Origin of the sequence: Legionella sp. MW5194 (assembly GCF_016864235.1) — a bacterium.
In the GTDB taxonomy this organism is placed as follows: domain Bacteria; phylum Pseudomonadota; class Gammaproteobacteria; order Legionellales; family Legionellaceae; genus Legionella_C.
In genome coordinates, this window is the sequence record NZ_CP045732.1 from 887,410 (window position 1) to 912,368 (window position 24,959).

A 24,959-nucleotide genomic window follows, 5' to 3' on the forward strand; every position below is an offset into this window, starting at 1 on the left:
TTAACTTAAGACCACACCATTGGAGGGCGGCCATGGCAATAGACACCTCACTGGCCAATCACATTCTGGTTGCGATGCCCTCTTTGACCGACCCTAATTTTCAACGTACCGTCGTTTATGTTTGCGAACACCATGTGCAAGGGACGGTGGGTTTAATCATTAATCGCCCGATGCAATACCCGTTAAGCCTTGTGTTTGAGCAAATGCAAATCGAACCGGCGAGAAAAGAAAGAAGCATGCAACCCCTGCTTTATGGCGGCCCTGTGCAACCGGAACGTGGTTTCGTCATTCATCGCCCGATTGGTGGATGGCGTTCCAGCTTATCCTTGCGTGATGATGTCACAGTGACCACGTCAAGCGACATCATTCGCGCCATTGCTGCTGAAACGGGTCCTAAAGATGCCTTGATTACTTTAGGTTACACCGGTTGGGGAGAAAACCAACTTGAAGAAGAAGTCATGAATAATGTCTGGCTGGTTTGTCCCTACAAATCCGAACTGCTTTATGATGTCCCCTTTTCTGAACGCTGGGAATACGCAGGCTTGCTGATTGGTGTTAAAATGAGTCAATTGTCTTCTGATGCAGGGCATGCTTAATCTGCTGCTCTTTTTCCTCATGGAGTGTTTGTATGCCAGACGGTGTATATCTGGGCTTTGATTTTGGTTACAAACGCATTGGGGTGGCGGTAGGGCAAACCGTCACGTTGAGCGCCAGACCCTTGCCGACCCTGGCTGCCAGACAGGGCATTCCTGATTGGCAGCTTGTGACCCGGCTGATTGAGCAATGGCAACCGCAAGCCCTGATTGTCGGGCTGCCAACCTGCATTGACGGCACAGAACAATACACCACACCCCTTGCCCGCCATTTTGCCAAACAATTAAAAAAACGCTTTTCGCTGCCCGTGCATCTGGTGGATGAACGGCTTACCACCGTGGAGGCTCGTTCCCAGTTGTTTGCCGAAGGGGGATATCGTAAACTTAAAAATTCTCAGATCGACAGCACCGCTGCCTGTATCATTCTTGAGCAGTGGCTGCAATACCCACATTAACGAGTTCAGCATGAATCATTTTCTAGATATAAATCAGCTTTCAACAGCAGATGTCGAGGCCTTATTGCAACGTGCCTTCCATTTTAAAAAACACGGGCAATTTCCTGACTATTCTTCGCATGCGCTGGCTAATCTTTTTTATGAAAACAGTACCCGTACCCGCATCAGCTTTGAACTGGCCGCCAAGCGCCTGGGTGTGACCGTCGTTAATCTGGACCTGGAGAGCTCCTCAGTCAGTAAGGGGGAGTCTATTGAAGACACGATTAAAACCCTGGCTGCCATGGACATTACTCTTTTTGTCATCCGGCACACGCAGGAGGGTCTGCAGGAAACGCTGGCGCAGCAGTTACAGGAAAGCCCTGTGCACATCATCAATGCGGGCGATGGCAAACACGCCCATCCGACACAGGCCATGCTCGATTGGATGACCATTGCTGAAAAAAAGAAAGACCTTAAGCAATTAAAAATTGCAGTAATAGGAAATCTGCGTCATTCACGCGTGGCGAATTCATTGCAGTCACTCTGCAAACTCATGGGCGTCGGCGAATTAATGCTGGTTGCTCCCGAGATCTGGCAACCGGAAGAAGTGCATTACGGACGTCTGACTGAGAGCTTGCGAGAAGGAATCAGCGAGGCGGATGTGGTGATGTGCCTTCGCGTACAACGCGAGCGTCTAGGTAAAAAGGAGCACATGGATCTTTCGACTTACCATCACTTCTTTACCTTGACTCAAGAGCGTTTGGCTCTGGCCAAACCGGATGCTATTGTCATGCATCCTGGACCGATTAATCGCGGCGTGGAAATTGAAAGCGACGTCGCTGACGGGCCGCAATCCGTGATTCTTGAACAGGTGCATAATGGGGTATTTATGCGCATGGCCATCATCGAATCGCTGATTCAAAAGCAGATCGGATTAAAAGCCGCGAATTAACGAAGCCGTTAAAAACACGCCAATGATAAAAACAATGACTGCGAGCAGTGCATCGAAAAAGAAGGTAGGGATATAATTCCCCGTTGTGATCTGCTTTTTGAGTTTGTGGTAACGAATAAAAGCGACGGGGCAAATCAAGGCCCCAAGCGCGACAAGCAGAATGCCGACCATCGCAGAGTAACTTTGTAGGCTGGGGGACACATTGTTCATCAGCGGCAGATGGGCTTTATGAAAAAAACTGGCTGCCTGCCGCAGAAACAGGGAGAATTTTTCCACCACAAAGCCAAAGGCCATGATGCCGATACTGGTTCTTATCCAGGCCAGAAACGTCCGTTCATTGGCAAGATGATCGCGGACTGTGGCGGTTTCAATGTTGGCTTTGCTATTCATCATCGAGTCCTGTCAGGGCCAGGCCTTTTCTGAAGCCTGGTATCTATTGATTGCATGGCTTTCCATTCTAGGAATTTACTGCGGCATCTGCAAACACTGTTTAAACGACAGGGCTTGTTGCAGGGCGGGCCGTTTAACCTGTTCTTCACCGTTCATGTCGGCAATGGTACGGGCTACCTTCAAAAAGCGATGGTAAGCGCGGGCAGACAGTTGCAGTGTGTCCAGTACCTGTGACAGGAACACCTTTTCTTCCCTGCCAAGATAACAAACCTGTTCACAGGTTTTGCTGTCAAGCCGGGCATTGAGCTTGCCCTGCCGACTGATTTGCACGGCGCGTGACTCTTGCACCTGAAGCCGAATGCGCTGACTTTCGCCTTCCCGGGTGGGGCTCGCCTTGAGTAATTCCTGTTGTGACAATGCCTGCACATTCACCTGCATGTCAATGCGATCGAGAAGCGGAGCGGACAATTTCCCGAGGTAGCGTTTAATTCGTTCCGGGGTACACAGGCAATTGGCCCTGGGATTGCCCCATTGGCCACAGGGGCAGGGATTCATGGCGGCAATGAACTGGAACTCGGCCGGAAAATCAGTCTGCATGGCGGCACGTGAAATGGAAATAAGGCCTGATTCAAGGGGTTGGCGCAGGGTCTCCAACACCTGTTTAGGGAACTCAGGCAACTCATCAAGAAAAAGGATGCCGTGGTGTGCTAATGAAATTTCCCCGGGTTTGGGCGGACTGCCTCCGCCCACCAGCGCGACGGGTGAGGCTGTATGATGAGGGGAGCGGAAAGGAGGAATGCGCCAGTGTTCATAGGGTGGCACTTTGCCGCGAAGCGAATGGATCGCAGCGCATTCTAAAGCCTGCGTTTCGCTCAATTCTGGAAGCAGGGTGGTGAAGCGTTTCGCCAGCATGGTTTTACCGCTGCCCGGTGGACCGCTTAATAAAAGACTATGCCCGCCGCAGGCTGCGATGGCCATGGCCTGTTTGGCGTGGTACTGCCCTTTAACATCTGACCAATCCAATCCCGGCTCAACGGCAGGAAGGGGAGGCAGAGCCGGCATCGCATTAAGCGGTGTCTGGTGAAGAAGATAATCACACACCTGCCGCAGGTTGCCCGCACTGAATACCTGATCGTAGGCGGTAAGCGCGGCTTCACGTGCATTTGCTTCGGCAATGATCAAGCGCCGCTGCTCGCGGCGGGCAGCCATCACGCTGGGAATAATGGGTGTATGGCCGCGTAATTCACCGCTTAACGCCAACTCACTGATAAACTCATGGGAGGTCAATCCTTCCGAGGGAATTTGCCCGGATGCAGCCAGGATGCCCAAGGCAATGGGTAAATCAAAGCCGCTGCCGGTTTTGGGTAAATCAGCCGGCGCAAGATTGACGGTGATTTTACGGCAGGGAAATTCGAATTGACTGTTAATGATGGCGCTGCGAACGCGATCCTTGCTTTCCTTCACGGCAGTTTCAGCAAGACCGACGATGGTAAATTGCGGCAGACCATTGGATAAATGCACTTCGACATGTACCGCCCTGGCATGAATGCCCTGTGCGCTACGGGTATAGGTTAACGCGAGATTCATTGATTTCCTTATTGATTGGACTTAAATGTCAGCGGGTGTACAGGGTCCTTCCAATGCCCTGTACAGCGAGCCGGTTAGTGCGTTTGATTTTTAGCCATCATGGCCTCCACTTGCTCGTTTAATGCATCAAGTTTTTCGCGGGTTCTGGCCAATACTTTGGTTTGAATATCAAATTCTTCACGCGTAACCAGATCCATACGGGCAAAAGCAGCCTGTAAAACATCCTTGAATTTTTGTTGAATCTCCTTTTCAAAATTCTGTAGACTGACAGGCAAGGTAGAAAAAAGTTTTTGGGCTAAATCATCGAATTGTTTTGGATCAAACATGCTAATCTCCCGGCGAGGATCGTTCATTGGGTGCCAGTCTAACAAAAATTAGACCTTGCAGTCATGTATTTATTAATGAGTTAAGTAGGGGACGTTGCCATGAAAATGCTAACCGCGATTATTAAACCATTCAAACTGGATGATGTGCATGAAGCGTTGATGGAAATTGGAGTACCGGGCATCACCATTTCTGAAACGCGGGGTTTTGGGCGTCAGAAAGGACATACCGAATTGTATCGCGGAGCGGAGTATGTGGTGGATTTTCTGCCAAAAATTAAAATTGAACTGGCTCTGCCGGACAACATGGTCGAACCGGCCATTGACGCCATCTGCAAAGCCGCTTACACCGGCAAAATTGGCGATGGTAAAATTTTTGTGTACAACCTGGAGCAGGTCGTGCGTGTACGCACCGGTGAGGTCGGTGAAGACGCAATCGGTTAATCCCGAAGCGTCCTGTTTATAAAATCCCATTCACCCTGGCTGACTGGCAGGACCGATAAACGGTTTCCTTTTCTGAGCAGGGGCATGTTTGAAAGTTCGGGGTATTGCTTTAAGGTATCGAGCGCGATCAGATGCTTGAATTTTTCTTTAAAGCGGATATCGACCATAAACCAGCGGGGATTCTCGGGTGTGCTTTTATCATCCGGGTGCTCGCTTAAGGGATCAAACGCGGTGTGATCGGGATATGCTGTGCGAGTCACTTCGGCAATGCCGGCAATGCCGGGTGGATTGCAGTTGGAGTGGTAGAAAAAGACCTGATCGCCAAGCTGCATCTGATCGCGCATGAAATTGCGCGCCTGGTAATTGCGTACGCCATCCCAATGCGTGGTTTGGTTGGGGGCGCTTTGCAAGTCATCAATACTGAAACAGGACGGTTCCGATTTCATCAGCCAATAGTTAGGCATTAGACACTCCAGTAAACGTGTTTGGGGGTAATGGTAGCATGCAGACGAATATCCCATTCCTGGGGAAAAAGGGACGCTTGTCGCTGAAATTCATAGGCTACGCCAAGCAGCAGAGGCGAGGTGATGTTGGCTAAGGTCCTGTCATAATACCCGGCCCCCATGCCAATGCGTGTTCCCAACAGGTCAAAGGCGACAAGCGGCAGAAAAATGATATCCAGTTCATGGGGTGGAATGGCTTCACTGCGTGCAACATCGGGCTCCCTAATTCCAAATCGATTGGTTACAAAAGAAGTCGCTGGCGTAGCAGGTAAAAAAGCCAGGGTTTTGTCTTCATTTAAACTGGGGAAATAGCAATATTTTCCCTGCATTGGCGCGGAACGCCAGATGGCACTTAAATCAATCTCTCCCTGCGCAGCCTGGTAAAGGGCGATGCGCCGGGCCTTCCGATAGTGTTCAAGTGTTTTGATGCGTTCACATACCTTAATGGAGGCGCGTTGCTGATAATCGAGCGAGAGCCTGCCGCGCAAACCGCGCAAAGCTAGCCTTAATGCATTTTTTAACGGATCAGCCATAACCACTGCTTATTTGTTTCATTTTTTTATTATTGCCCAGATAAGGCAATGACTCAACATTTGTCATGAAAAGCGGTGAGGGCATGAACGTGAAAAATTTTTGCAAATACTCTAGGAAAATTTAAAAAAATAAGTTATACAGCTGGAAAATTTTGTTGGGTTCTTTATTCAAAATTTTTAGCTGAGGTTAACTATGACTGAATTATTTGAAGGCGAAGAAGAAGACATCATCGAAGAGGAGTCCTTTGTCAATGACGGGGATGACATCGACATTGATGTCGAGGCGTTAGCGGCTGTGGATGGCACGCTGGATGCCCGTCGTCGGCTGGAAAATATGCTGGAAGAAAAACGTCTGCGTGAAGAGCTTGACGATTTTCTTGATTACTGAACATGCCGCCCCTTTCGCCTGATTCTGCGGTATTAAGTCCGTTTACAAGGGACGACAGGATTTATCTCGGTGAAGGGCTTTTTGAAACCCTGCGAGTGCAGGATGGAACGCCCTGTTACCCTGACTTGCATTGGCAGCGTTTGCATGATTCCGCCGCCCGTCTCCACATTGCCCTTGAATTGCCTTATGCCCACTGGCTGCAACGCCTTCAGCAATGCCTGCTTGAAGCCAAAGAGCCGGTGAATGGCGTGAAGGCCTTATTAAGCGGCGGACGGGCAGCCAGAGGGCTTTTAACGACAGGCACTGAGCCTCAATTAGTACTGACAGCGTTCCATTATTCACCGGCTACCACCCCGCTCACGCTGGTATCCTCCCGTTGGCAGCGGGATCGCAACAACCCCGTGTATGGCCTGAAATCAATTAATTACCTTGAAGCCATTATGGCCCGCCGTCAGGCGGTAGAGCGTGGAGCTGATGATGTGCTTTTTTATAATACGGAAGGCGAGGCGACTGAAACCACGGTTGCCAACCTGTTTATGATTAGCGGCAATTGCCTTTATACTCCGCCCTTATCCTGCGGTTTGCTGGCGGGGATTATCCGCCAGCGGCTATTGACTCAAGCGGGTGACTGGGGGGTAATCTGTCAGGAATTGCCATTAACGCAACACCAATTGTATAGCGCCGAGGCGCTTTTTGTCTGTAATGCGCTTCAGGGCGTTCAAGCCGTTCAACGGTTGGATAATGCCGCTTACGACAGCCATCATCCGTTGCTTCTTTTTTTAAAAGAAAAACTGAAGGACGATGCACTCGTTTAAATCGGCCTTGGTTTCCTGTCATTAGCAGGGAACCCAAACTGCTATGTCCGGTGATATAGACGGTACTGCCATTGCCAATCCGTTCAAGCACGGGTTTTTCATGCGCGCGAGCCTTACTGTCATTATGCATTTTGACGACAGGTAATCCCGTAATGGCATGAAGTGCCAGGGCTGTACCGCCTTCCTGAGGGAAGGCCTCTTTTCGTTGTAGAGTCTGGCTACTGATAATCAGGCTTTGCTGGGGATAAAAAATAATCTCTTTTGTGTCCAGACCGTATTCGTTTGCGCCGAGGTTTTTTAGAAAAATGAGCTGTTCATTTTTGTTGACCGAGGGTGCGCAGGGATAGGAAATGAGTAGGGGCTTGTCACTGCCCTCAATGGCATAGCGGTTAACGCCGATACGGGCAGGTTTTCCTTCATGGATTCTTTGGATTAATTGCACCTTTTTCCACGCGCAGCTGCAAAGCAGCCGGCGACAAAATCAGGGTGACTTCCTGAGGTGATTATCGCACTCCCATCACCTTCATCGCCAAGACCCAATACCGTCTCTTTCAAATGGATTTTTTCCGCATATTCAATCCCCTTTTCATAGTCAGTTAAACTCATTGATCTTGCTGTAGGCGCGTGTGCATTGTTGGTATCAAAACAGATCGCTTCAAAATCAAAAAAGGAGAACATATCAATCAGCCTCTGGTTGCATGAAGAAAGGGGTAGCGAAGTAGTCTTAAAATTAGTGAGAAACATTTTGAAAAAATTAATCGAGAGGCGTTCGATCAATTCGTTGATTACGCCGCTTATACCCCATTAGCTCTCAAGCAAGCGATTTTTATGCCACCCCATTTGAAACGCGATAGGAAATTTTGTGCTATGCTTTCTTATACAATTTTAATTTTTTCAATAAAATTTGTGCTACATTATTTTTGACAATAACAAAACAAGGAAGAAAAAAATGAACGGAAACAATCAAGATTTTACCCAAAGAAATAATTCAAGAGATCACGAAGAAACGCCAATCCAAAGAGCTGCGAAAGATCTCCTTGATGACGGGAAAAAATTAGCAAATGAAGTGTATGAACAAGGGATGAATAAAGTCAACGAAGCCGGCACCAATGTGAAACAATACACTGATGATTTGCTGGTCAGAGTCAAAGAAAATCCTTTGGCTTCCATCCTGATTGCAGGGGGTATCGGTTTCTTACTGTCTTCATTTTTGAAAAAATAAATGAAACTGTTAACCGAACTGGAAGGCTTTATTACCGGCAAAATTAGCCTGGTGAAAACGCTGGTTTCGCTGATCAGGCTTGAAGCCCGATTAGCGGGACAAAGCGTCTATCCTCTCCTGGTAAACGCCTGCCTGTTGCTGACCTTGCTAATTACAAGCTGGGCAACAGTCGCGGTATTAATCGGGTACGGGCTTTTATTGGTGTCAGGAAGTTTGATTGTCACGCTGCTGCTGATCCTTTTTATTCATCTCGCCTTATTGGCTTTGTCAGCCGGACGATTGAAAACCAACCTGCACCGCATGAGTTTTGCCAAAACCAGGCATTATCTGAATGCGCCCAAGGATAAACCCAATGCACGAATCCCGCAAAAAACTGATTGAACAGATTGCCCATCAAGAGGCTCTCCTTTATCGCTGTTATGACAAGGTACTTGCCCATAAGCAATACCTGAGTTTGGTGATTGAGCGTCAGGAGAGTCTGCTGGTTTTGCTGGTCATCCCCTTACTCTGGGGATGGCGGCAAGGTCGAGTACATCAGGGGTTTCGTCACTTGTTGCGTCTGACCATGTCCACTCTTCTGGTACGCTCTGCCGCTTTGTTCAGAAGAAAACTGGTGCAGGCTGCCAGACGAAGCCTGGTTTACACTCCGACTGATGTTGGCAAACCGTAACAAACCAGTTAATCTGAATGCTTGTCAATTCGCTAATTAAAAGGATTCGATGATGCGACTGATTAACAACATTGGTTTTATTCTTCTGGCTGTTTATTTAATTATCGTGGCCATCATTGCGATTGTGCCCGGCGTGATGATTCCGTCGTTTATTGTGGGTGTTATCGCTCTGGCCGCAGCGATTTTTATATTAATCGGCCGGTAGGGGGTTACCACAGCCTCACGCCGCTCTGGTGGTTATTCCCCTGGCATCGACAATGGGTTGCTGCCGGGTTGTACTTTACCCGCGTGTTGTGAACGCCACGTGAGTTTAATCACCAGACCTGCTCCCAGGCAGGCGATCAGAGAAAACAATGGCCAGACATAGCTGTAAACGGAGTGAGCATTGATCAGCGCATCCATTCCCGCATGACCGCAATAGGTATAAATGACTTCACCCGGTGCAAGGAATAGGAGAGTCGTTAGCAAATAATGGCTGAAGCGGATTCGGGTCATCCCCAGGCCATAATTCACCAGATTGAAAGGAACAAGGGGAACCAGCCGCAGCACCGCAACAAACTGCCAGCCCCGTTTTTCAACCCCTTGAATCAGCCTGTTATGGCGAATTCCCTTTTTATGAGTAAACCAGTCATTCGCCAGATAACGGCTGATGCAGAAAGCACAACCGGCGCCTAAGGTTGCGCCGGTAAGATTTAAAAAGGTACCCATCACAGGACCAAACAGGGCGCCTCCAGCTAAAGTTAGCACCATGGTGGGTAAAAAAAGAAGGGTGGCCAGGCAATAGATCAGAAGAAAAAATAAAGGCCCAAGCCATCCGAGACCCTTAATCTGGTTCAGCAAAAACGGAGCGTGCTGTTGGAAACTGCAGGCGCTAGCAACAAATACCACCAGGATAAAAACGATGAATACGCTTCTCATTAACCAGCATAGCGAGGCAACATGCTGCACACTTTATTACAGTCGGGCCATTTGAGCAAGGTGTTAAATTCTCTTCTTGCTTGGATCCTGCAGGTAATCAGCAGGTAAGTGGGAAATTTTAGCCGAATGCGCAAAAAATTGCGGCGAGGGACTGGCCAACAGTTTTGGGGAAGGCTTTAAGTCCCGGGGGCAGTCATGGATTAGTTTTCCTATCTGTTGATGCCATTCCTGGTATTGATTGTCTGTCAAGTAAACCTGAAGGTCGACAAGAACAGCATTGGCCTCGCGTAAGGCGTCTAAATCGTGTGGATTGATTTTCTCAAGCGCCACGACAAAGGCATTAACCGCGGTCAGCGAATCACGATATTCCTGTTGGAACTGGTTACTGCTTCCGGCCAAAGAAGCATTTAATTTGTATTGCCTCACTTTTTCCATAGTCCATTCTTCATCTCCCGGTTCAAAAGCGCCCAAGGTGCTTTTTTCCCATTGGCACAATGCTTTCTGCCTTAACTGGATTTGCTTCTCCAGGGCGGCCTCAAGGTTATCAGTCAGGTAATTTTTGAATTGGGCGATGAACGAGTGTGCCTTGTCGAACGTGTCAGGGCGACTTTTCGGATGGTCAATTAACTGGATGAGACGATTTAAAAGGATAGCAGAGGCCTCATTTTCTTCTTTAGCCCGATGGTTCTTTGAAGCATTCAGGAGTCTCCTAAACTGCTCCTCAATCTGTTTTTCAAGTTCAGCGGGGTGATAACAGAAGTCGGTTATTTCATGGGACGGCAGGTCCTCTGTACCATAAATAGCCACCTCCCCTAAAACATACTTTAAATCCGCCACGATAGTTGGACAAAACGGGGTAACCCGTTTCACTATCCAGCTGATGATAAAAGGGCTAGGGTTTTTGATTTGAACGTACATTTGTTTGATACGGCGTGCGTTGAGCAAGGCCATTTCCGGGCCGATGAGCGCGCCCAGGATAATCTCGACAGCATAACGTTCGGCATGTTGGAAATCATAACCGTTGATTGGGAATATAGGTATGGTAGGAGTAAACGGGTCAAGGCCTGAAAGATAAGTATTGTAAGCGGCAGGAATTATAGCGGGTTTCCCCAGTATTTTACCGATTAACCGAAAGGTTTCTGCCCCCTCGTGTCCTTTGTGCCAGGTGTGCTCCGATTTTTGATCGGCATTTTGGCAATAAGTTGCCAGTAACTGTTCCGCTCCCTGTCTGGCCAGGTGCTTTAAAAAAGGATGCTGTACCGGTTTGATGTAGTCGAGAATGTCCTCAAGCATTTGCATGTAAGATGAACCATCGCCCTTGGTTACCGAAAACCTGCTATTCAGTTCACGGTTCTGTTTGGTGTTGGTTCCCAGCAGTGGTTCAATTTGTTCCTGGAGGTAGCGTTTTTTGTTGCTATAAACAGTTAATAACAAGTTAATGGGTGACTCGCTGCGGGTTTCAGACCACAATTTAAATAACTCTCCAAAAAAATCAATCGGCTGTTTTCCTTTGCCTAAGAGTAAATGCGCCGATGAATTTTTGGTACTCAACGAGGTGGGAAGCGAGGGGATAGCGCTTGATAAAATTAACAGGAGTTGAATGGTATACACTGGCGTGGCGCTGTGTTTTACAAACAAGTCCATGACTGTTTTTGCCCAGAGATGCTGCTCAATGAATTCATACGAATTCGGCATCTCTTTCGGATCGCTTTGGTAGAGGCTGTAGAAATAACTCAAGGTGTTTAAAGGTTGATGCTGATAGAGTTTTTCAAGCAGATGATAGTAAACCAAGGGGTCCACGCTGGTTTTAATTAAATCCAGACGCTTAAAGAGAGGGGCTAATTCTTTTTGGTCGTTGGTTTCCGAGATGGCGTCCAATTGGTGATCAAGAGCCAGCAGGGCTGCACGGGGATTATGCAGCAGAGCCTGTTCAAACTCAGACTCGGTCATGAAAATTTTGTCTTTAGGTAAGTCTTCTTTTTTGGGCAAGTCCTTTTCCTTGGGCAAGTCCTCTTCTTTGGCCGGATTTTTTAAAGCATCGGCCTTCACGGCAGAAGAGGTATGCATTAGAGTCTTTTCGCCGACTTGACGCGTAATTGCCTGCTCTGTCGGTGATTGGTCAGAAAAGGAAGTCTCAAGCGTCGCATAAGTCTCCGTATGAGGCGTGGTGTCTGCCCTGTAGGACAGGGTTTGCTCCATCCTGAGTTGGTCTGTCTGTACGCCCGCTGGGGAGAGAAGGTCACGCTCATCCAGAATATTAAATTGTTCGAGCAAGGGTGCTTCCAGTAAGGCTTGTCTTAATGCTGAGCCCTTAAAAAAACGCCAACCAGCCGGCAAAAAATAAGTCAACCAGTCCAGTGCCCATTGAAAGTGAGGTTCCCAGGTGAATCCCTGCTGGTGATTGTCACTTAATAACTCCGCCCGTTTCTTTACAAAAGTATGGTATTTTTCCTCAACTTTGTCCTGATCACCGAGCGTGGCCAGACTAATTAATTGATTCTTTATCTCTATTCGACGGGTAGGGACGTTGGCAATTTTTTGCTTCCATAGCCTTAGAAGCTCTTTTTTTTGGATGAGGTTCATTGTGCGTCAGAAATGTTCAATTCGATTTAATTATAATAACCCAAATCGCGATCGGCCATTGTAAAGTTATTGTAAGGCTTTGCATCATTTGCTTAAGTGTCCTGCTTACTGCCGGGCGCGCATTGCAATTTTTTTTAAAAAACAGTTGGAAAATTAATAAAACCTTAATATTGTAGAGTTAGTCTATTTGTATGAATTACCGCAGGAGCTGTGCATGATGAATAGCACGCAAACGATGTTAAGCCGTATGAGCCGTACTGAAGTGAATCAAAAAGCAGTATCGCCTGAATCGGATTCTTCTGCTAAAACCCAGGCAGAAGTCCAATCCCCTGGTCTGGCTGATTTCATGAATTGCCTCACGAAGAAGGACAATTACGATCTGACTCCTTTTTCCTGATTGCCGTCTCTCTTGAATTATCAATCCTGAGCGATATACTTGATATATCCCGGATAATAATGAGGTTCTTATGGCAGGCGGTTTTTCTCCTACTTCTCATTGGCGTGATTCAGCGAGAAGTGCCCGCTTTTTTATCGTCGATGCCCGAGCCGCTTTTCCTATTTTTCTTTTTCTTATGCATATTCGCGTCTGGACAGCTGTTTTGGTGTTGGTATCCGCTGTTTTTTTTGGTGTGATTGAGCATTATGGCTTCACCGTCCCCGTTTTTTTACGCTGGCTCAGGAGTTTTGCGGCTGGCCGGGTTAAATCCTCACAACCCTGGTGGCGATAAATGGAAACTGATATCCGTAAAAGCATGGCTTTGATTGCCGCCGGCATGAATGCCAAATTTTATTTAAATGATCGTTTTGTCAGCTTCGAAGAAGTTTTTTCTGACACCGGCTTGTTGCCTGCCATTGCCCGTCGGGCCGATCAGCTTTGTTCGTTGTGTTTAGGCTATGGCTTGGGGGCGACATTTGATGAGGCGGAAAATGCCTTGCTTGGCATTCGCGTCACATTTGACGAAGTGACACCCAATGCTCTAAGGTTACTGTGTATGACGGATGTCGTGAATGAACTCATTCAGGGCGGTCCAAGCCGCGATTACACGCCTTTGGACGAGTTAATGTATGACTAGGACGCAGACGTTATAAAAAAACATTAAAAAAAGCAGCGTTGTTAAGATTACCTTAAGGGCAAATCTGTTAATCTGTAAGCATCAAGTTTTAGGAGTGACAACATGGCAAACGAAAATAATAGTCGCGCTTCCACTTTAGGGCTGTTTTCTACTCCTAAGCCGCAGGCATCAACCCATAAAATGCTAAGCCCTGCAGAAATAGCCGGGTACTGTCACGAGGGTTTGAATGATGCGGAAAAAATGAAAGGCCCGATAGAAAAAATCATCGCCATGCGCCCCAATACCAGTAATGTCGAGGCGTTAAGACGGGTTGACATGATGAGCGGCGCCTTCCTCACGGCCGCCAACAACCTTAAAACCCTTGAAAGCCAGGAGCATCTGGTGCACAAGGAAGAAGAAACCAGTTCTTCAGGCCTGGGCTACACTCGCTGATTCCGATCTTTAATACAGCATTCACTCACTAATCGCAGTGAATGCTGTTATACTTTGCAATACTCTTCCAAATAAGAAAAAGCACTTTGCTAACCTTGCCGTATGAGAGACGATGACGTTCAGAAACAAATAGATATTCTTATAAAGACCCTCAATGAAGCGATTGATAATGGTCCATGGGAGGATTCTAATTTTTTACGGGTCGTCGGTAAAAATTTACGGGAAATCCGTGATAATTTCATTCGGCAGGTGGGATTAAATCCTGAAGAGAAATTAAAGTCAGCCGTCAATGCCCTGCAGCGCAACCTGCACAATGACCAACAATTGGTTTTCGTCAGTCTCTACTCCAGTGAAGGCCAGAATTTGCAGTCCTGGGAACGAATTATCGCCAATCTGCAGCGCCAGATTATTTCGCGTCCTATTTATGCTGACGAAGCAGACATCGTTAATCTCATCAAATCGAAAGAGAAAAAAATCAACGAAGCCTATCTGGCGATTTTTATCAACCAAAGTGATTTGCTGCTTCTGCCGCCTGATAAAACCCCGTTGGATAAACTGGGACGGCCGTTGATTACACTTAAGGACAAAGCGATTAATCTCGACAATATCGTCCGCTTTGTTCATTTTTCTGGCGTCTATACTTATCTAAAAGGGCGGCTTGTTAAAAATCCTGCAACAGAATCAGACAGATAGTCGCACCCGACTTAAAGTATGTATATACTTGGACTAGGTAATTTTTATTTCTGACTTCAATGGCTCAGCAAGCACAGCAACAAGGCGGCAGCGGCGATAATTCAATGGCTCCGGTCTGGATTATGATCCTGCTTTTTGTTACTGCCTACATTATTTGGGCGACGGGGCATCAGTACATTGTTGCTTTTGTGTTCAAATTAAACATCTGGCAGGCGAAGCTGGTTTCTTTTTTTATTACCGACAAGACCCTGCAGGATAACGTTTACCTAATGCAGACACTCGATCCGGCATCCGTTGACTGGAATCGCTTTCTTGAATTGACCGGCAGCGTCGGTGATTACATCCGTTATCCCGTGGTGGTGATTCTGGTGCTTCTCGCTATTTTTCTTTATCAATCCAACATCACCTTAAAATTTCGCCGTGCGCATGATATGAAATCCTTGCGGGCGCAGGAGCAGCATAACTGGCCGGCCATCATGCCGGTGGTGAAGGAGGATTTGGTTTCGCAGGATTTGAATAAAGGGCCTTGGGCGATGGCGCTGACACCCATGGAATTTTCCCGCAAATACCAGTTATTAAAAAAAGACGACGCCATATTGGATAATCCAGTACCGGGTCAGGAAATGACCGCGGGTATCCGGCGCGGCGATGCCAAACGGGTTTTTACCCTGCAGTTGGGGCCCTATTTTGACGGCTTTGATCGTTGTCCCCAGCATGCCATGGCCTTAGCCGCTGTCTTCATGGCCCGCATGAATCGGGACAGGGGGGCGGGCGCTGCCATTCTTGAGGGCATTGATAAAGGCTGTTCGGAAGGCAAGATTGACTTTTCCATTGCCAAACCGGTGATTAAAAAATACCTGAATACAGAGCTGGTACAGGAAGTGTTGGCCAAGCATGCCTACTTGTTGACGGTTATGGCTTCCTTATTGCAGGAAGCCCGCGAAGACGGGGTGGTGCCCAGTTCGGAATTTTTATGGCTGAAGCCCATTGATCGACGATTATGGTATATGCTTAATTGTGTAGGCCGACAAACTCCTTTTGCCGAAGTCGCAGGTCCATTTGCCCATTGGCGCGCGGAACAAGCGATGGGAAGACGTTCACTGGTCCCGATGATAGATGAAGCGATCAAAGCGCTCGAAGTAGCCGTGAAAGAAGTCAAACTGTCGCCGAAAGAATTGCAGGAATTAAAACCATGATGCGCGGTATTGATACACGACATGAAATAGATCCTTCGCAGCTGCTTCGGGATACGCGAACCATGGGGCAGCGGATAGCGGATTTTTTTGCTGATCCCAGCAACATCTCCATCGTGCTGATTTCCCTGGCCGCCGTCGGCTATTACCTTTCTCAGGCCGCAAGCCTCATTCTGATTTTAGGCGGCATCAGTTTCCTCTACAGCTATACCCGCAAACAGATGCTGCCTTTCCGTCTGCCCCGAATCGCGCGGGTCAAAGATTACAATGATTTAAAACCCGGCATCAAAACACCCAATATTGCCCGCGGCATTGCCTTTTTTGGTAATGACCGCAAAACCAATGAAGAATTGTGGTTTGCCAACGAAGATCTGCGTACTCATGCCCTGATTTTCGGATCGACCGGTAGCGGTAAAACGGAGGCTCTGGTCTCCTTGGCCTTTAACGCCCTGGTACAGGCCAGCGGTTTTATTTATGTCGATGGTAAAGGGGATAACTCACTTTATGCCAAGGTATTCTCCATGGTTCGCAGTATGGGACGTGAAGACGATTTATTATTAATCAATTTCATGACCGGTGCGCGTGACATCGTGGGGCCACAGGAAAAGCGTCTTTCCAATACCCTTAATCCATTTTGCCAGGGGTCATCCAGCATGTTGACCCAATTGGTGGTGAGCCTTATGGGTTCCTCGGGACAATCATCCGATGGGGATATGTGGAAAGGCCGTGCCATCAGTTTCGTGGAAGCCCTGATGAAACTGCTGGTGTACATGCGTGATGAGGGCGCTATTCTGCTCGACGCCAATACTATCCGTAACTATTTTGACTTAACCCGTCTTGAAGCGATTGTCATCGACAAGGTTTTTCCCCGTGACGAACAGGAAAGCGTTAACATTGAATCCGTACCCAAGCTGGTTACGGATCCGCTGCGTAACTACCTGTTCAACCTCCCGGGTTACAACAAGGAAAAAAAGGGCAAACAGGTTTCTCAGGTTCTGGAGCAGCACGGTTTTATTACCATGCAGTTAGTTCGGGTGTTTTCTTCACTGGCTGATACTTACGGTCATATTATCAGAACAAACCTTGCGGAAGTGGATTTCAAGGATGTGGTTTTAAACCGCCGTATTCTGGTGGTACTGTTGCCGGCACTTGAAAAATCGCCGGATGAATTGGCTAACCTGGGTAAAGTGATTGTCTCTTCCCTTAAAGCCATGATGGCTGCCGGTTTGGGTGAGGAAGTGGAAGGGGATTACCGGGATGTCATCGAACGAAAACCAACCAACTCCCCGACACCTTACATGTGCATCCTTGATGAGTACGGTTATTATGCGGTGCAGGGGTTTGCTGTGGTGCCAGCCCAAGCGCGTTCATTAGGTTTCTCCGCCATTTTTGCCGGTCAGGATTTGCCAGCCTTCCAGAAAGCCTCGAAAGAAGAGGCAGCTTCCATCGGTGCAAACACCAACATCAAGATCTGCATGAAGCTTGAAGATCCGACCGAAACCTGGGACTTCTTTACCAAGACGGCGGGTGAAGCTTACGTCACCAAGGTGGATTCCTTCCAGACGAAGGATACCAGCTTCTCCAACAGTTACATGGATACCAAAAGTTCATCCTATGAGAAACGTGCCCGTATTGATTTGCTGGATCTAAAGGAGCAAACTGAGGGCGAGGCCCACATCTTTTTCAAATCCAAAATTGTACGTGCCCGGATGTTTTATGCCAATCCCAAACCGGTCAAACAATTAAAACTGAATCAATTCCTGAAGGTGGAACCACCGCCGGATGATTACCTGGCTAAACTGCAAAAACAATTGTCCAGCTTCCAGCGAGTGCTGGACAGTGGTGATTTGAGTATTAAAAAAGACGTGGAAAATGAAGAGATTTCACTCATTACCAAAGCCTTGCGTGAATCCAACGTTGTCGAACCCATTGAACGCGGCGTCAGTGCCCTGCTGGCATTCCACGGCTACAATGAACCGGAACCGGTGGAAGAACTTATTGAAGAAGAAGAGGATGGGGTTCTTACCATTTTCAGCAAATTGCGCCGCGGCGTGAATGCTTTACCGCTCCTGGTCAAGGATGTCGAGCAATTTTCTCAGCCCTTGTTGCCCATCAATGAAACGCGGAATTACCTGTCGATTATTGAGCGGGTAAGCGGGGCGAAGGACAAATATTCAGGCACTGTCGCCAATGAATTAATTAAAGACTTCCAGATGGCAACAAGTTATCCCCCCGCCGAACGCGATGAAGTTTCAGCTCAGATTCTTGCGGAAATGACCCTATCGCTTGCGGATAAAATCGTCAGCGAACGCGAAAAGGCAAACAATACGGAGTCTGCAGACTAAGTGCAGCACGGCCTGCAGCGCCGCATTATTATTAAATGGTACCCATGTCGATCTAAATTTAACCACAAATCCCGTCCCTGCCCTGTTTTTTCAGGAAGTGCTTGTAACGCAATGATTTGTATGTTTTTATTTGATAAGACTCAATCAATCCATACAAGAAAGAGGGCTATAGTGAGATTTTGGCGTGTGACCTCAAAAGCCTTTTTAACCGGGCAGGCCGTATTGTTTGGTGTGCTGCTGTTATCGAGCTGCCAGCGCGGCGGAAATTACCAGCCCCTGGAGGAAGACGTCTACCGTCTTCCCAAAAAAGTAGCGGGAACATCCGATTATGCCGTGATAATGATGCAGAAGAATTTCAATAAACGCGGCGTTAAAGTCATTACTATCGGCTCCGATTATTTAGTCAGCATCCCTTCCGCTGCGCTCTTTGCTGATCAATCGCCCCGTATCCGCTGGGAATCCTACGCCTTGTTAAATCAAGTGGTGTTGTTTTTGAAACAATTCAGAAAAGTCGGCGTGAACGTAACCAGCTACAGCAGTCAATACGTGTCTTCACGACGTGAACAGGCGCTAACACTGGCAAGGGCCAGAGTGGTGGCGAATTACCTCTGGTCTCAGGGTATCGACAGTCGTTTTATATTTACGGAAGGGGCGGGGAGCGACAAACCGGTGGTCTCATTTTATCAGGGAGGAGACAAATCACCCAACTCCAGAATTGAAATTACATTCAGAGATGCAATTGTATAGAGGATAAGATGCCACAAGATGCGTTAATGGCCGTTCATGTTCGCAATGAATATTACCGTAAAGGCCACCGAAAGGTCATGGGTATTCTTTTGGTTTCGTTGGGGATTAATCTTCTGCTGGCATTCCTGTTAATCTGGATTGTCAACAACCCGCCAGCCCCACGCTACTTCCCAACCAGTTTAAACGGGCGAGTCATGCCTCTTTTTCCTTTAAATCAACCTAATCAGTCCGATGACGCGATGCTTGCCTGGGCAGGGCAGGCGGCTGTGGCGGCTTTCAGTTACAATTTCGTCAATTACCGCGAAGAATTACAGGCTTCTTCCGGATTTTTTACCGCCGATGGCTGGCGTTTGTTTTTACAGGCATTGGAAGAGTCGAATAACCTGGATGCCGTGCAGGCTAAAAAACTGATTGTTTCCGCCGCTGCGATAAGTCCGCCAACGATTTTGCGTAAAGGACTTGTAAATGATCGGTTTACCTGGCGGGTGCAGATTCCTATTCTGGTAACCTATCAAAGCGTGACTGAATATACACAACAAGCCAATATGGTGAGCATGCTGGTTACTCGCGTATCCACATTGAACTCTCCGCGAGGCATTGGTATATCCCAATTCGTGGTTAGTCCTTTAAGCAGTTAAAGAAAATAGGCGGGAATATCGGATTTCGCTTTACAGCGAGCAGGGGTGAATGATAAATGTATAGTTGCATTCCTTCGGGAAAATGAGCCATCATGTTGCTGAAAAATAAGTAAATCAATAAGTCATGGTTTAATGGGGAAAAAATGAGTCGAGAGACTTGGCTGTCAATAAAAAATTCCAAATCGTTCTACGTCTCAAGTTACAGGCGTGCCTGTACTATGGTTATTGGTTCCCTGGTAGTCAATCTGGCTTTGATTAGCGGGATTTACTACGCCTATTTTACTCAGCCCGAGCGAGAATACTATGCTTCAAACGGGGTAACACCGCCTGTCAAGTTGTCACCGCGGGATACTCCCAATGATTCATCGGTCGCATTATTGCCGCCGGATCCTGTTAACGCACCGCCCGTTAAAGTGATACCGGAATAAGACGAGGAAGATATGGCTCAACAAGAGTTAAAAGAAGTCCGCTTTCAGGAGAAGTTTGCGCGAGATGGCCAACAGAAATTGATGTTTGCCCTGCTGGTCGCTGTGGGTGTCATTTTTATTATTGGTTCCATGCTGGCTTACATTATTACGCACCCGCCTGAGCCTCAATATTTTGCAACCAGTATTAACGGCCGTATCACCCCGCTCACTGCCTTAAATGAACCGAACCAATCGGATTCCGCGGTTTTACAATGGGCAAACCAGGCAGCCATTGCGGCATTTACCTACAACTTTGTTAATTACAGGGATGAACTGGAATCGACCTCGGGCTTTTTTACAACCGATGGCTGGCAGCAGTTTCTTCAGGCCCTGCAGGATTCCAACATCCTTGATCAGGTCAAGGCAAAAAAACTGATCGTTTCCGCCGTAGCGACCCGGGCCCCCATTATTTTGCAAAAAGGGGTTTTAAGCGGCCGCTTCTCATGGCGCGTGCAAATGCCGATTTTGGTTACTTATCAGAGTGCGAGCGAATTTTTTCAGCAAAACAATGTAGTCACTATGCTCATTACGCGCATTTCAACGCTTGATTCGCCTCGTGGAATTGGTATTGCACAATTTGTTGTAGGACAAGCCAGCGGTGGAGTCACTTGATGGAAAAAACAAACGTTTTACTTCAGTGGGTCGGTCTATCCGGTCTTTTGGTAGTTAATGCCCTGACCGTTACCCCCTATGCTGCCGATCAGACTGATTCGGCTCAACAGGCTTTGCAACAATTGCGATTACTGCAACAACGCTTGTCACAGACAGATCAAGGCAATCAGGCGGGTCTGCCGGAAGGCGGACAACCTGTTCAAGGTGGGCAGGCAGTCAATCGACCGCCGACAACCACAACGGCTTCCGCTGCGGCTAATCAGGGCCAGACGCGGCCACAGCAAAACAATCCACAGGATCCAACCATCACCGCCAATGACAAAGAGTTAATCGATGCCAAGGCGTTTGAAGGGGTTACTCGTCAGCTCTTTCCGCTAACCCCTGAGCAGATTGTGCGTTTGAAGCAGATTTACGAAGCCTCGGAATTTGCGGAAGCCTCTCCGGCGGGAACCCCGCCCAAGCCGACGGCCACGTCCCAATTTGTGAATTTGTCCCCGGGTTCAACCCCGCCCGTGATTCGTTTGTCGCAGGGTTTTGTGTCATCCCTGGTTTTTTTGGATTCCACGGGGGCTCCCTGGCCTATCAGCGCTTATGACTTAGGCGATCCCACGGCCTTTAATATTCAATGGGACAAAACCAGCAACACCCTGATGATTCAGGCACAAAAACTCTATAACTATGGTAATTTGGCTGTTCGCTTAAAAGGACTCAATACCCCAGTCATGCTGACATTAATCCCGGGGCAGAAAGCCGTGGACTATCGTGTGGATTTACGCGTTCAGGGCTATGGCCCCAATGCCAATAATACGCCGATTGAGGAAGGCATACCGCCAAGCGCCAATGATGTCCTGCTGCATGTGCTGGATGGCGTTCCCCCTCAGGGCAGTCAGCGGTTAACCGTCAGCGGCGGGGATGCCAGAGCCTGGCTTTTAGGCGATAAAATGTTTGTGCGTACCAATTTGACTATTTTATCCCCCGGGTGGATCAGCAGCATGACCAGCGCCGATGGCATGCATGCCTACGAGATGCAGAAATCGCCTGTATTATTAGTGTCCTGGCATGGGAAAGTCATGCAACTCAAGGTAGAAGGGTTATAGCAATGGCAGGAAAAAAAGAAAATCTGAAAGCGCTGTTCACCAACACCCGATCCAGGGTCATTATTATATTCACTTCCCTGCTTTTGGTGATTGCCGTCGTCATTGGCCTGGTTAAATTCACCTCGTCAACCGATGTCGGGCCTCTGGGAACCTCCACAGTGACCAGTGCACCCGGAAACATTAAATCCATTCCGGGCGCGCTGGATCCCACAGCACAATACGCCAAGCTACAGCAGATACAGAACGTCACCCAGGCTGAAACTGCGCTTAAAAGTGGCGGAAGTGCAATTCCTACCATCATCCGCACTCAGGAGCTGGGGGAGGGAGTGCAATCTGTCGGTCCGCAGCAGGGCGAAGGCAGTGTCGGATTTTCTACCTTAGCCCGCGAGGAAGAGGGTGGGCCACAACAAAGCCTGTGGCTGCAGGATCTGAAAAGCAGCAACTGCAGCAAGGCCACCGTTCAGCAAGTGGTTAGCCAGGGCGCGGCCATGACTGATCTGAAGCGAGCCTGTACCTGTGCTCAGTTAAAAGACAATGGTTATCAGATTGGCGATCTTGAACCTGTTTGTTCCTGCAAAGAATTGCGGGCGGCTGGATACAATGCCCGGCAATTAAAAGACGCCGGCTACAGTGCGGCTCGCTTGCGTGCCTGCGGATTTGATGCCTGCGAATTGCGCAACGCGGGGTTCACTGCTCAGGAAATGAAAGACGCTGGTTTCAGTGACGGTGAGTTGAAAGGCGCCGGCTTTTCCGATGATGAGATTGCCCGGGCCAGCGGTTTGCCGGAAGGAATAACCGAGGCGGACGTTCGCAATGCCGGATGTCAGGTTGCCGCTTTGCAGAAACTCAGGGCAGCCGGTGTCAGTGCCGCCGCCATTCGCCGTATCAGCGGTTGCAGCGCCGCCCAACTGAAAGCCGCGGGTTACACCGCGGCGGAATTACGCAATGCCGGCTTCAGTGCGGCGGAGTTAAAAAACGCAGGCTTTACAGCCGCCGAATTAAAAGCGGCTGGTTTCAGCGCGAGGGATTTGCTCAATGCCGGCTTTACTCCTGATGATTTGGCGAAAGCGGGTTTTACCCCGGCTCAAATCATGGCGGCTGAATCGGAGTTGCCTCCCGGTATTACACCGGATGACGTCAAAAAGGTCGGCTGCGATGTGGAAGCCTTGCGCAAGGAACGGCTGGCGGGTGTCAGCGCCAAGTTAATCAGGCAATACGCGGGCTGCAGTGCAAAAGCACTGAAGGAAGCGGGTTTTACCGACAATGATTTGGCCAATGCCGGCTTTACCCCGGCTCAAATCAGTGCGGCCAACCCATTGGATGACAATGCCATTCGTGCAGCCGGTTGTGATCCGGATAAGTTAAAAGCATTATTCAATCAGGGTGTCTCCGCCAAACGCATCAAGGAACTAAGCGGTTGCAGCGCAGCCGCATTAAAGGCAGCCGGTTATGATGCCAAAGCCCTGCTGGATGCCGGTTTTACTCCCCAGGAACTGCTGGCTGCCGGATTTACACCGCAGGAAATTAAACAGGCGGCTGCCACTTCCGATGCGGCGATCCGTGCTGCGGGTTGCGATCCCGCAAAACTGCGTCAACTGTTTGAAGCGGGTGTTTCTGCCAAGCGCATTCGCGAATTAAACGGTTGCAGCGCTGCGGCTCTCAAGGCGGCGGGTTTCGATGCCAAAGCGTTGTCAGACGCTGGTTTTACTCCTCAGGAATTGCTGGCCGCCGGATTTACTCCCCAGCAACTGGCGGCGGCAGGCATTGATCCCTCCGCAATCATTGCCGCAGGGCGCACTGCCGATTGCAGCGTTGCCTCCCTGCAGGCTGCACGCGCGGCCGGAGTCTCTGCCGCGACCATTAAGCAAACACTGGGATGCAGTGCTGCCGCGATGAAGGCAGCGGGCTATACTGCGGCTGAGCTTCGTGCAGCCGGATTTACGGCCGCAGAACTTAAAAACGCCGGTTTTACAGCGGCTGAACTGAAAGCGGCGGGTTTCTCTGCGAAAGAATTACGCGCAGCCGGTTTTACCGCGCAACAATTAAAAGATGCCGGTTTCAGCGCCAGTCAATTGCGCGACGCTGGGTTCAGTGCTGCGGAATTAAAAAATGCAGGCTTTACTGCCGCTCAGTTGAAGGCGGCTGGATACAGTGCCAGGGAGCTTAAAGACGCCGGTTTCAGTCCCGAAGAATTAATGAAGGCCGGCTTTTCTGCCAAGGAATTGAAAGACGCCGGTTTTACCGCAGCGCAATTACGACGGGCCGGTTTTAGCAATGACCAATTGAAAGACGCGGGCTTTACTGCGTCTGAGTTGGGAACAGGCTCGGATACCGGGGCGCAACTTCCGGGGCTGGATGGAATAACACAGCCGGGGCTGCCGTCCACCATGGTCGGCTTGCCAGCAGGACAAGGCCGTCCCCAAACAGCTGCCTCGGTGGAAGCCGCCAATGCGCAACAGCTTCAGGCCATACTCAAGAAGCAAAACGAGCAATTAGCCGATCAACGCTACCAGCAGCAGATTCAGCAACGTACCTCGGAAATGCTGTCTGTCGCTAACCAATCGTTACAAACCTGGCAAAAAATCGGGGTGCAGGTTTATACTGGCGGCGAAGAAGAAGACAAAAAAGACGCGGCACAAGCGGGTTTGGCCGGTTTTGGCCCGAATCAGGCAGGGGCTTCCGCCATTCCGCAGGCCACCACTGCAACAGGTCCCGCGCCAAAAGCATTAATCAAGACGGGTGATATTCTGTTTGCAGTACTCGATACCTCGATTAACAGCGATGAGCCCGGGCCGATTCTTGCAACCATTGTGTCGGGGCGCTTCAAAGGGGCGAAGCTTATTGGCAGTTTTAACCTCCCCAGCAATTCGGACAAGATGGTTATCAGTTTTAATACCATGTCCGTTCCTGGCGCGGCAAAAACTACCTCCATCAGTGCCTTTGCCATTGACCCCAATACCGCACGAACGGCTTTATCAAGCCGCACCAATCACCATTACCTGATGCGTTATGGCTCCTTGTTTGCCTCCTCTTTCCTCGAGGGCTTCGGAAATGCCTTCCAATCGGCCAATACAACCGTAACCATTGGCGGTACCGGAGGCGGTGATAACATTACCATTCAGAATGGCGTAGGGCGTTCAGCGCTGGAGAATGCGGTCATTGGTCTGGCAACGCTGGGTAAGCAATGGGGACAGGTCGCACAGCAGCAATTTAACCGCCCAACTACGGTTGAGGTATTTTCTGGAACAGGGGTGGGTATATTATTTACTCAGGATTTAACCTCCCTTTAACGTGAAGAGAAGGTAAG

Annotated in this window: 31 protein-coding genes; 23 read left to right on the plus strand and 8 right to left on the minus strand. The window is 48.8% G+C overall.

Annotated elements, in window-relative coordinates:
• Positions 1-32 precede the first annotated feature (32 nt).
• The 3 genes from GH742_RS04190 to GH742_RS04200 are packed head-to-tail and all read left to right on the plus strand — an operon-like array spanning position 33 to position 1,979.
• Positions 33-596: a YqgE/AlgH family protein gene (locus GH742_RS04190; RefSeq protein WP_203456233.1), complete on the plus strand. Its 564-nt coding sequence runs from the start codon at positions 33-35 to the stop codon at positions 594-596.
• Between the two features lie 32 nt (positions 597-628).
• On the plus strand, positions 629-1,048 hold the full coding sequence (gene ruvX / locus GH742_RS04195; RefSeq protein WP_203456234.1) for a Holliday junction resolvase RuvX: 420 nt from the start codon (positions 629-631) through the stop codon (positions 1,046-1,048).
• Between the two features lie 10 nt (positions 1,049-1,058).
• The gene (locus GH742_RS04200; protein ID WP_203456235.1) at positions 1,059-1,979 is read left to right on the plus strand and encodes an aspartate carbamoyltransferase catalytic subunit; all 921 of its coding nucleotides are present in this window, start codon (positions 1,059-1,061) and stop codon (positions 1,977-1,979) included.
• Here the strand turns inward: GH742_RS04200 and GH742_RS04205 are convergent.
• The 3 genes from GH742_RS04205 to GH742_RS04215 form a co-directional block, all read right to left on the minus strand.
• The gene (locus GH742_RS04205) at positions 1,962-2,372 is read right to left on the minus strand and encodes a YidH family protein (RefSeq protein ID WP_203456236.1); all 411 of its coding nucleotides are present in this window, start codon (positions 2,370-2,372) and stop codon (positions 1,962-1,964) included. The two genes, GH742_RS04200 and GH742_RS04205, sit on opposite strands and share 18 nt — an antisense overlap.
• 72 nt (positions 2,373-2,444) lie before the next feature.
• Entirely contained in the window at positions 2,445-3,956 is a 1,512-nt protein-coding gene (locus GH742_RS04210; protein WP_203456237.1) for a YifB family Mg chelatase-like AAA ATPase, read from the minus strand.
• A 74-nt stretch (positions 3,957-4,030) separates the two neighbouring features.
• Positions 4,031-4,282 (minus strand): accessory factor UbiK family protein, encoded by a 252-nt coding sequence (locus tag GH742_RS04215; protein WP_203456238.1) that lies wholly within the window; start codon positions 4,280-4,282, stop codon positions 4,031-4,033.
• A 99-nt stretch (positions 4,283-4,381) separates the two neighbouring features.
• Here GH742_RS04215 and GH742_RS04220 point away from each other — a divergent pair, with 99 nt between their 5' ends.
• Positions 4,382-4,723, plus strand: a complete 342-nt coding sequence (locus tag GH742_RS04220) for a P-II family nitrogen regulator (RefSeq protein ID WP_058525665.1) — start codon at positions 4,382-4,384, stop codon at positions 4,721-4,723.
• Here the strand turns inward: GH742_RS04220 and GH742_RS04225 are convergent.
• Together GH742_RS04225 and GH742_RS04230 are read right to left on the minus strand one after the other, a co-directional pair.
• The gene (locus GH742_RS04225) at positions 4,720-5,187 is read right to left on the minus strand and encodes an EVE domain-containing protein (protein ID WP_203456239.1); all 468 of its coding nucleotides are present in this window, start codon (positions 5,185-5,187) and stop codon (positions 4,720-4,722) included. The genes GH742_RS04220 and GH742_RS04225 overlap by 4 nt on opposite strands.
• A complete protein-coding gene (locus GH742_RS04230; protein ID WP_203456240.1) occupies positions 5,187-5,759 on the minus strand; it encodes a 5-formyltetrahydrofolate cyclo-ligase in 573 nt (190 codons plus the stop codon). The genes GH742_RS04225 and GH742_RS04230 overlap by 1 nt, the downstream gene beginning before the upstream one ends.
• Positions 5,760-5,952: 193 nt before the next feature.
• Between GH742_RS04230 and GH742_RS04235 the strand changes: the two genes are divergently transcribed.
• Both GH742_RS04235 and GH742_RS04240 read left to right on the plus strand, forming a co-directional pair.
• Positions 5,953-6,147, plus strand: a complete 195-nt coding sequence (locus GH742_RS04235) for a PA3496 family putative envelope integrity protein (RefSeq protein WP_108292377.1) — start codon at positions 5,953-5,955, stop codon at positions 6,145-6,147.
• A gap of 2 nt (positions 6,148-6,149) precedes the next feature.
• A complete protein-coding gene (locus tag GH742_RS04240; RefSeq protein WP_203456241.1) occupies positions 6,150-6,962 on the plus strand; it encodes an aminotransferase class IV in 813 nt (270 codons plus the stop codon).
• A 432-nt stretch (positions 6,963-7,394) separates the two neighbouring features.
• On the opposite strand, the gene GH742_RS04245 is transcribed toward GH742_RS04240, so the two are convergent.
• The gene (locus GH742_RS04245; RefSeq protein WP_203456242.1) at positions 7,395-7,640 is read right to left on the minus strand and encodes a hypothetical protein; all 246 of its coding nucleotides are present in this window, start codon (positions 7,638-7,640) and stop codon (positions 7,395-7,397) included.
• A 271-nt stretch (positions 7,641-7,911) separates the two neighbouring features.
• On the opposite strand from GH742_RS04245, the gene GH742_RS04250 reads away from it, so the two are divergent.
• Genes GH742_RS04250 through GH742_RS04265 form a run of 4 tightly spaced genes read left to right on the plus strand, consistent with a single transcriptional unit; the run spans position 7,912 to position 9,059 of the window.
• Positions 7,912-8,184, plus strand: a complete 273-nt coding sequence (locus tag GH742_RS04250) for a hypothetical protein (protein WP_239005275.1) — start codon at positions 7,912-7,914, stop codon at positions 8,182-8,184.
• Positions 8,185-8,565 (plus strand): hypothetical protein, encoded by a 381-nt coding sequence (locus GH742_RS04255; RefSeq protein WP_203456243.1) that lies wholly within the window; start codon positions 8,185-8,187, stop codon positions 8,563-8,565.
• Positions 8,537-8,854: a hypothetical protein gene (locus GH742_RS04260; RefSeq protein ID WP_203456244.1), complete on the plus strand. Its 318-nt coding sequence runs from the start codon at positions 8,537-8,539 to the stop codon at positions 8,852-8,854. The genes GH742_RS04255 and GH742_RS04260 overlap by 29 nt, the downstream gene beginning before the upstream one ends.
• Before the next feature lie 49 nt (positions 8,855-8,903).
• On the plus strand, positions 8,904-9,059 hold the full coding sequence (locus GH742_RS04265) for a hypothetical protein (protein WP_156413042.1): 156 nt from the start codon (positions 8,904-8,906) through the stop codon (positions 9,057-9,059).
• 32 nt (positions 9,060-9,091) lie between these two features.
• Here GH742_RS04265 and GH742_RS04270 read toward each other — a convergent pair whose 3' ends face one another.
• A complete protein-coding gene (locus GH742_RS04270) occupies positions 9,092-9,772 on the minus strand; it encodes a TVP38/TMEM64 family protein (protein WP_203456245.1) in 681 nt (226 codons plus the stop codon).
• A gap of 63 nt (positions 9,773-9,835) precedes the next feature.
• Positions 9,836-12,355: a hypothetical protein gene (locus GH742_RS04275; protein WP_203456246.1), complete on the minus strand. Its 2,520-nt coding sequence runs from the start codon at positions 12,353-12,355 to the stop codon at positions 9,836-9,838.
• A 214-nt stretch (positions 12,356-12,569) separates the two neighbouring features.
• Here GH742_RS04275 and GH742_RS04280 point away from each other — a divergent pair, with 214 nt between their 5' ends.
• The 13 genes from GH742_RS04280 to dotG all read left to right on the plus strand — a co-directional run bounded on the left by GH742_RS04280 (position 12,570) and on the right by dotG (position 24,942).
• Positions 12,570-12,752 (plus strand): hypothetical protein, encoded by a 183-nt coding sequence (locus GH742_RS04280; RefSeq protein WP_203456247.1) that lies wholly within the window; start codon positions 12,570-12,572, stop codon positions 12,750-12,752.
• A 70-nt stretch (positions 12,753-12,822) separates the two neighbouring features.
• Positions 12,823-13,083 (plus strand): IcmT/TraK family protein, encoded by a 261-nt coding sequence (gene icmT, locus GH742_RS04285; RefSeq protein ID WP_203456248.1) that lies wholly within the window; start codon positions 12,823-12,825, stop codon positions 13,081-13,083.
• Complete coding sequence (locus tag GH742_RS04290; protein WP_058531990.1) at positions 13,084-13,428, plus strand: type IV secretion IcmS family protein; 345 nt, start codon at positions 13,084-13,086, stop codon at positions 13,426-13,428.
• A gap of 102 nt (positions 13,429-13,530) precedes the next feature.
• Positions 13,531-13,860: a hypothetical protein gene (locus GH742_RS04295; protein ID WP_203456249.1), complete on the plus strand. Its 330-nt coding sequence runs from the start codon at positions 13,531-13,533 to the stop codon at positions 13,858-13,860.
• Between the two features lie 102 nt (positions 13,861-13,962).
• Positions 13,963-14,553, plus strand: a complete 591-nt coding sequence (gene icmQ, locus GH742_RS04300) for a Dot/Icm secretion system protein IcmQ (RefSeq protein ID WP_203456250.1) — start codon at positions 13,963-13,965, stop codon at positions 14,551-14,553.
• A 59-nt stretch (positions 14,554-14,612) separates the two neighbouring features.
• Positions 14,613-15,749 carry a type IVB secretion system coupling complex protein DotM/IcmP gene (gene icmP, locus GH742_RS04305; protein ID WP_203456251.1) on the plus strand — a complete coding sequence of 379 codons (1,137 nt, stop codon included), beginning with the start codon at positions 14,613-14,615 and terminating at the stop codon, positions 15,747-15,749.
• On the plus strand, positions 15,746-18,091 hold the full coding sequence (locus GH742_RS04310; protein WP_203456252.1) for a TraM recognition domain-containing protein: 2,346 nt from the start codon (positions 15,746-15,748) through the stop codon (positions 18,089-18,091). Before icmP ends, GH742_RS04310 begins: the two co-directional genes overlap by 4 nt.
• Positions 18,092-18,277: 186 nt before the next feature.
• Positions 18,278-18,838 (plus strand): type IVB secretion system protein IcmN/DotK, encoded by a 561-nt coding sequence (icmN, locus tag GH742_RS04315; protein ID WP_239005276.1) that lies wholly within the window; start codon positions 18,278-18,280, stop codon positions 18,836-18,838.
• An 8-nt stretch (positions 18,839-18,846) separates the two neighbouring features.
• Positions 18,847-19,476, plus strand: coding sequence for a type IVB secretion system apparatus protein IcmL/DotI (locus GH742_RS04320; protein WP_203456254.1), 630 nt, complete (start codon positions 18,847-18,849; stop codon positions 19,474-19,476).
• Between the two features lie 143 nt (positions 19,477-19,619).
• A complete protein-coding gene (icmM, locus tag GH742_RS04325; RefSeq protein ID WP_203456255.1) occupies positions 19,620-19,904 on the plus strand; it encodes a type IVB secretion system protein IcmM/DotJ in 285 nt (94 codons plus the stop codon).
• A 12-nt stretch (positions 19,905-19,916) separates the two neighbouring features.
• Positions 19,917-20,555, plus strand: a complete 639-nt coding sequence (locus tag GH742_RS04330) for a type IVB secretion system apparatus protein IcmL/DotI (protein WP_203456256.1) — start codon at positions 19,917-19,919, stop codon at positions 20,553-20,555.
• The gene (locus GH742_RS04335) at positions 20,555-21,652 is read left to right on the plus strand and encodes a DotH/IcmK family type IV secretion protein (protein ID WP_203456257.1); all 1,098 of its coding nucleotides are present in this window, start codon (positions 20,555-20,557) and stop codon (positions 21,650-21,652) included. The genes GH742_RS04330 and GH742_RS04335 overlap by 1 nt, the downstream gene beginning before the upstream one ends.
• Positions 21,653-21,654: 2 nt before the next feature.
• Entirely contained in the window at positions 21,655-24,942 is a 3,288-nt protein-coding gene (gene dotG / locus GH742_RS04340) for a type IVB secretion system protein DotG/IcmE (protein WP_203456258.1), read from the plus strand.
• Positions 24,943-24,959: the final 17 nt, after the last annotated feature.

What these genes read in the sequence shown, in the direction of transcription:
- GH742_RS04265 (WP_156413042.1), top strand. Translation starts at nt 8,904, where the DNA reads ATGATGCGACTGATTAACAACATTGGTTTTATTCTTCTGGCTGTTTAT.
- GH742_RS04220 (WP_058525665.1), top strand. Translation starts at nt 4,382, where the DNA reads ATGAAAATGCTAACCGCGATTATTAAACCATTCAAACTGGATGATGTG.
- GH742_RS04310 (WP_203456252.1), top strand. Translation starts at nt 15,746, where the DNA reads ATGATGCGCGGTATTGATACACGACATGAAATAGATCCTTCGCAGCTG.
- ruvX (WP_203456234.1), top strand. Translation starts at nt 629, where the DNA reads ATGCCAGACGGTGTATATCTGGGCTTTGATTTTGGTTACAAACGCATT.
- icmM (WP_203456255.1), top strand. Translation starts at nt 19,620, where the DNA reads ATGAGTCGAGAGACTTGGCTGTCAATAAAAAATTCCAAATCGTTCTAC.
- dotG (WP_203456258.1), top strand. Translation starts at nt 21,655, where the DNA reads ATGGCAGGAAAAAAAGAAAATCTGAAAGCGCTGTTCACCAACACCCGA.
- GH742_RS04335 (WP_203456257.1), top strand. Translation starts at nt 20,555, where the DNA reads ATGGAAAAAACAAACGTTTTACTTCAGTGGGTCGGTCTATCCGGTCTT.
- GH742_RS04205 (WP_203456236.1), bottom strand. Translation starts at nt 2,372, where the DNA reads ATGATGAATAGCAAAGCCAACATTGAAACCGCCACAGTCCGCGATCAT.
- GH742_RS04280 (WP_203456247.1), top strand. Translation starts at nt 12,570, where the DNA reads ATGATGAATAGCACGCAAACGATGTTAAGCCGTATGAGCCGTACTGAA.
- GH742_RS04235 (WP_108292377.1), top strand. Translation starts at nt 5,953, where the DNA reads ATGACTGAATTATTTGAAGGCGAAGAAGAAGACATCATCGAAGAGGAG.
- GH742_RS04270 (WP_203456245.1), bottom strand. Translation starts at nt 9,772, where the DNA reads ATGAGAAGCGTATTCATCGTTTTTATCCTGGTGGTATTTGTTGCTAGC.
- GH742_RS04295 (WP_203456249.1), top strand. Translation starts at nt 13,531, where the DNA reads ATGGCAAACGAAAATAATAGTCGCGCTTCCACTTTAGGGCTGTTTTCT.
- GH742_RS04225 (WP_203456239.1), bottom strand. Translation starts at nt 5,187, where the DNA reads ATGCCTAACTATTGGCTGATGAAATCGGAACCGTCCTGTTTCAGTATT.
- GH742_RS04320 (WP_203456254.1), top strand. Translation starts at nt 18,847, where the DNA reads ATGCCACAAGATGCGTTAATGGCCGTTCATGTTCGCAATGAATATTAC.
- GH742_RS04200 (WP_203456235.1), top strand. Translation starts at nt 1,059, where the DNA reads ATGAATCATTTTCTAGATATAAATCAGCTTTCAACAGCAGATGTCGAG.
- GH742_RS04260 (WP_203456244.1), top strand. Translation starts at nt 8,537, where the DNA reads ATGCACGAATCCCGCAAAAAACTGATTGAACAGATTGCCCATCAAGAG.
- GH742_RS04240 (WP_203456241.1), top strand. Translation starts at nt 6,150, where the DNA reads ATGCCGCCCCTTTCGCCTGATTCTGCGGTATTAAGTCCGTTTACAAGG.
- GH742_RS04290 (WP_058531990.1), top strand. Translation starts at nt 13,084, where the DNA reads ATGGAAACTGATATCCGTAAAAGCATGGCTTTGATTGCCGCCGGCATG.
- GH742_RS04210 (WP_203456237.1), bottom strand. Translation starts at nt 3,956, where the DNA reads ATGAATCTCGCGTTAACCTATACCCGTAGCGCACAGGGCATTCATGCC.
- GH742_RS04275 (WP_203456246.1), bottom strand. Translation starts at nt 12,355, where the DNA reads ATGAACCTCATCCAAAAAAAAGAGCTTCTAAGGCTATGGAAGCAAAAA.
- icmT (WP_203456248.1), top strand. Translation starts at nt 12,823, where the DNA reads ATGGCAGGCGGTTTTTCTCCTACTTCTCATTGGCGTGATTCAGCGAGA.
- GH742_RS04245 (WP_203456242.1), bottom strand. Translation starts at nt 7,640, where the DNA reads ATGTTCTCCTTTTTTGATTTTGAAGCGATCTGTTTTGATACCAACAAT.
- GH742_RS04230 (WP_203456240.1), bottom strand. Translation starts at nt 5,759, where the DNA reads ATGGCTGATCCGTTAAAAAATGCATTAAGGCTAGCTTTGCGCGGTTTG.
- GH742_RS04255 (WP_203456243.1), top strand. Translation starts at nt 8,185, where the DNA reads ATGAAACTGTTAACCGAACTGGAAGGCTTTATTACCGGCAAAATTAGC.
- GH742_RS04250 (WP_239005275.1), top strand. Translation starts at nt 7,912, where the DNA reads ATGAACGGAAACAATCAAGATTTTACCCAAAGAAATAATTCAAGAGAT.
- GH742_RS04215 (WP_203456238.1), bottom strand. Translation starts at nt 4,282, where the DNA reads ATGTTTGATCCAAAACAATTCGATGATTTAGCCCAAAAACTTTTTTCT.
- GH742_RS04330 (WP_203456256.1), top strand. Translation starts at nt 19,917, where the DNA reads ATGGCTCAACAAGAGTTAAAAGAAGTCCGCTTTCAGGAGAAGTTTGCG.
- icmP (WP_203456251.1), top strand. Translation starts at nt 14,613, where the DNA reads ATGGCTCAGCAAGCACAGCAACAAGGCGGCAGCGGCGATAATTCAATG.
- icmQ (WP_203456250.1), top strand. Translation starts at nt 13,963, where the DNA reads ATGAGAGACGATGACGTTCAGAAACAAATAGATATTCTTATAAAGACC.
- GH742_RS04190 (WP_203456233.1), top strand. Translation starts at nt 33, where the DNA reads ATGGCAATAGACACCTCACTGGCCAATCACATTCTGGTTGCGATGCCC.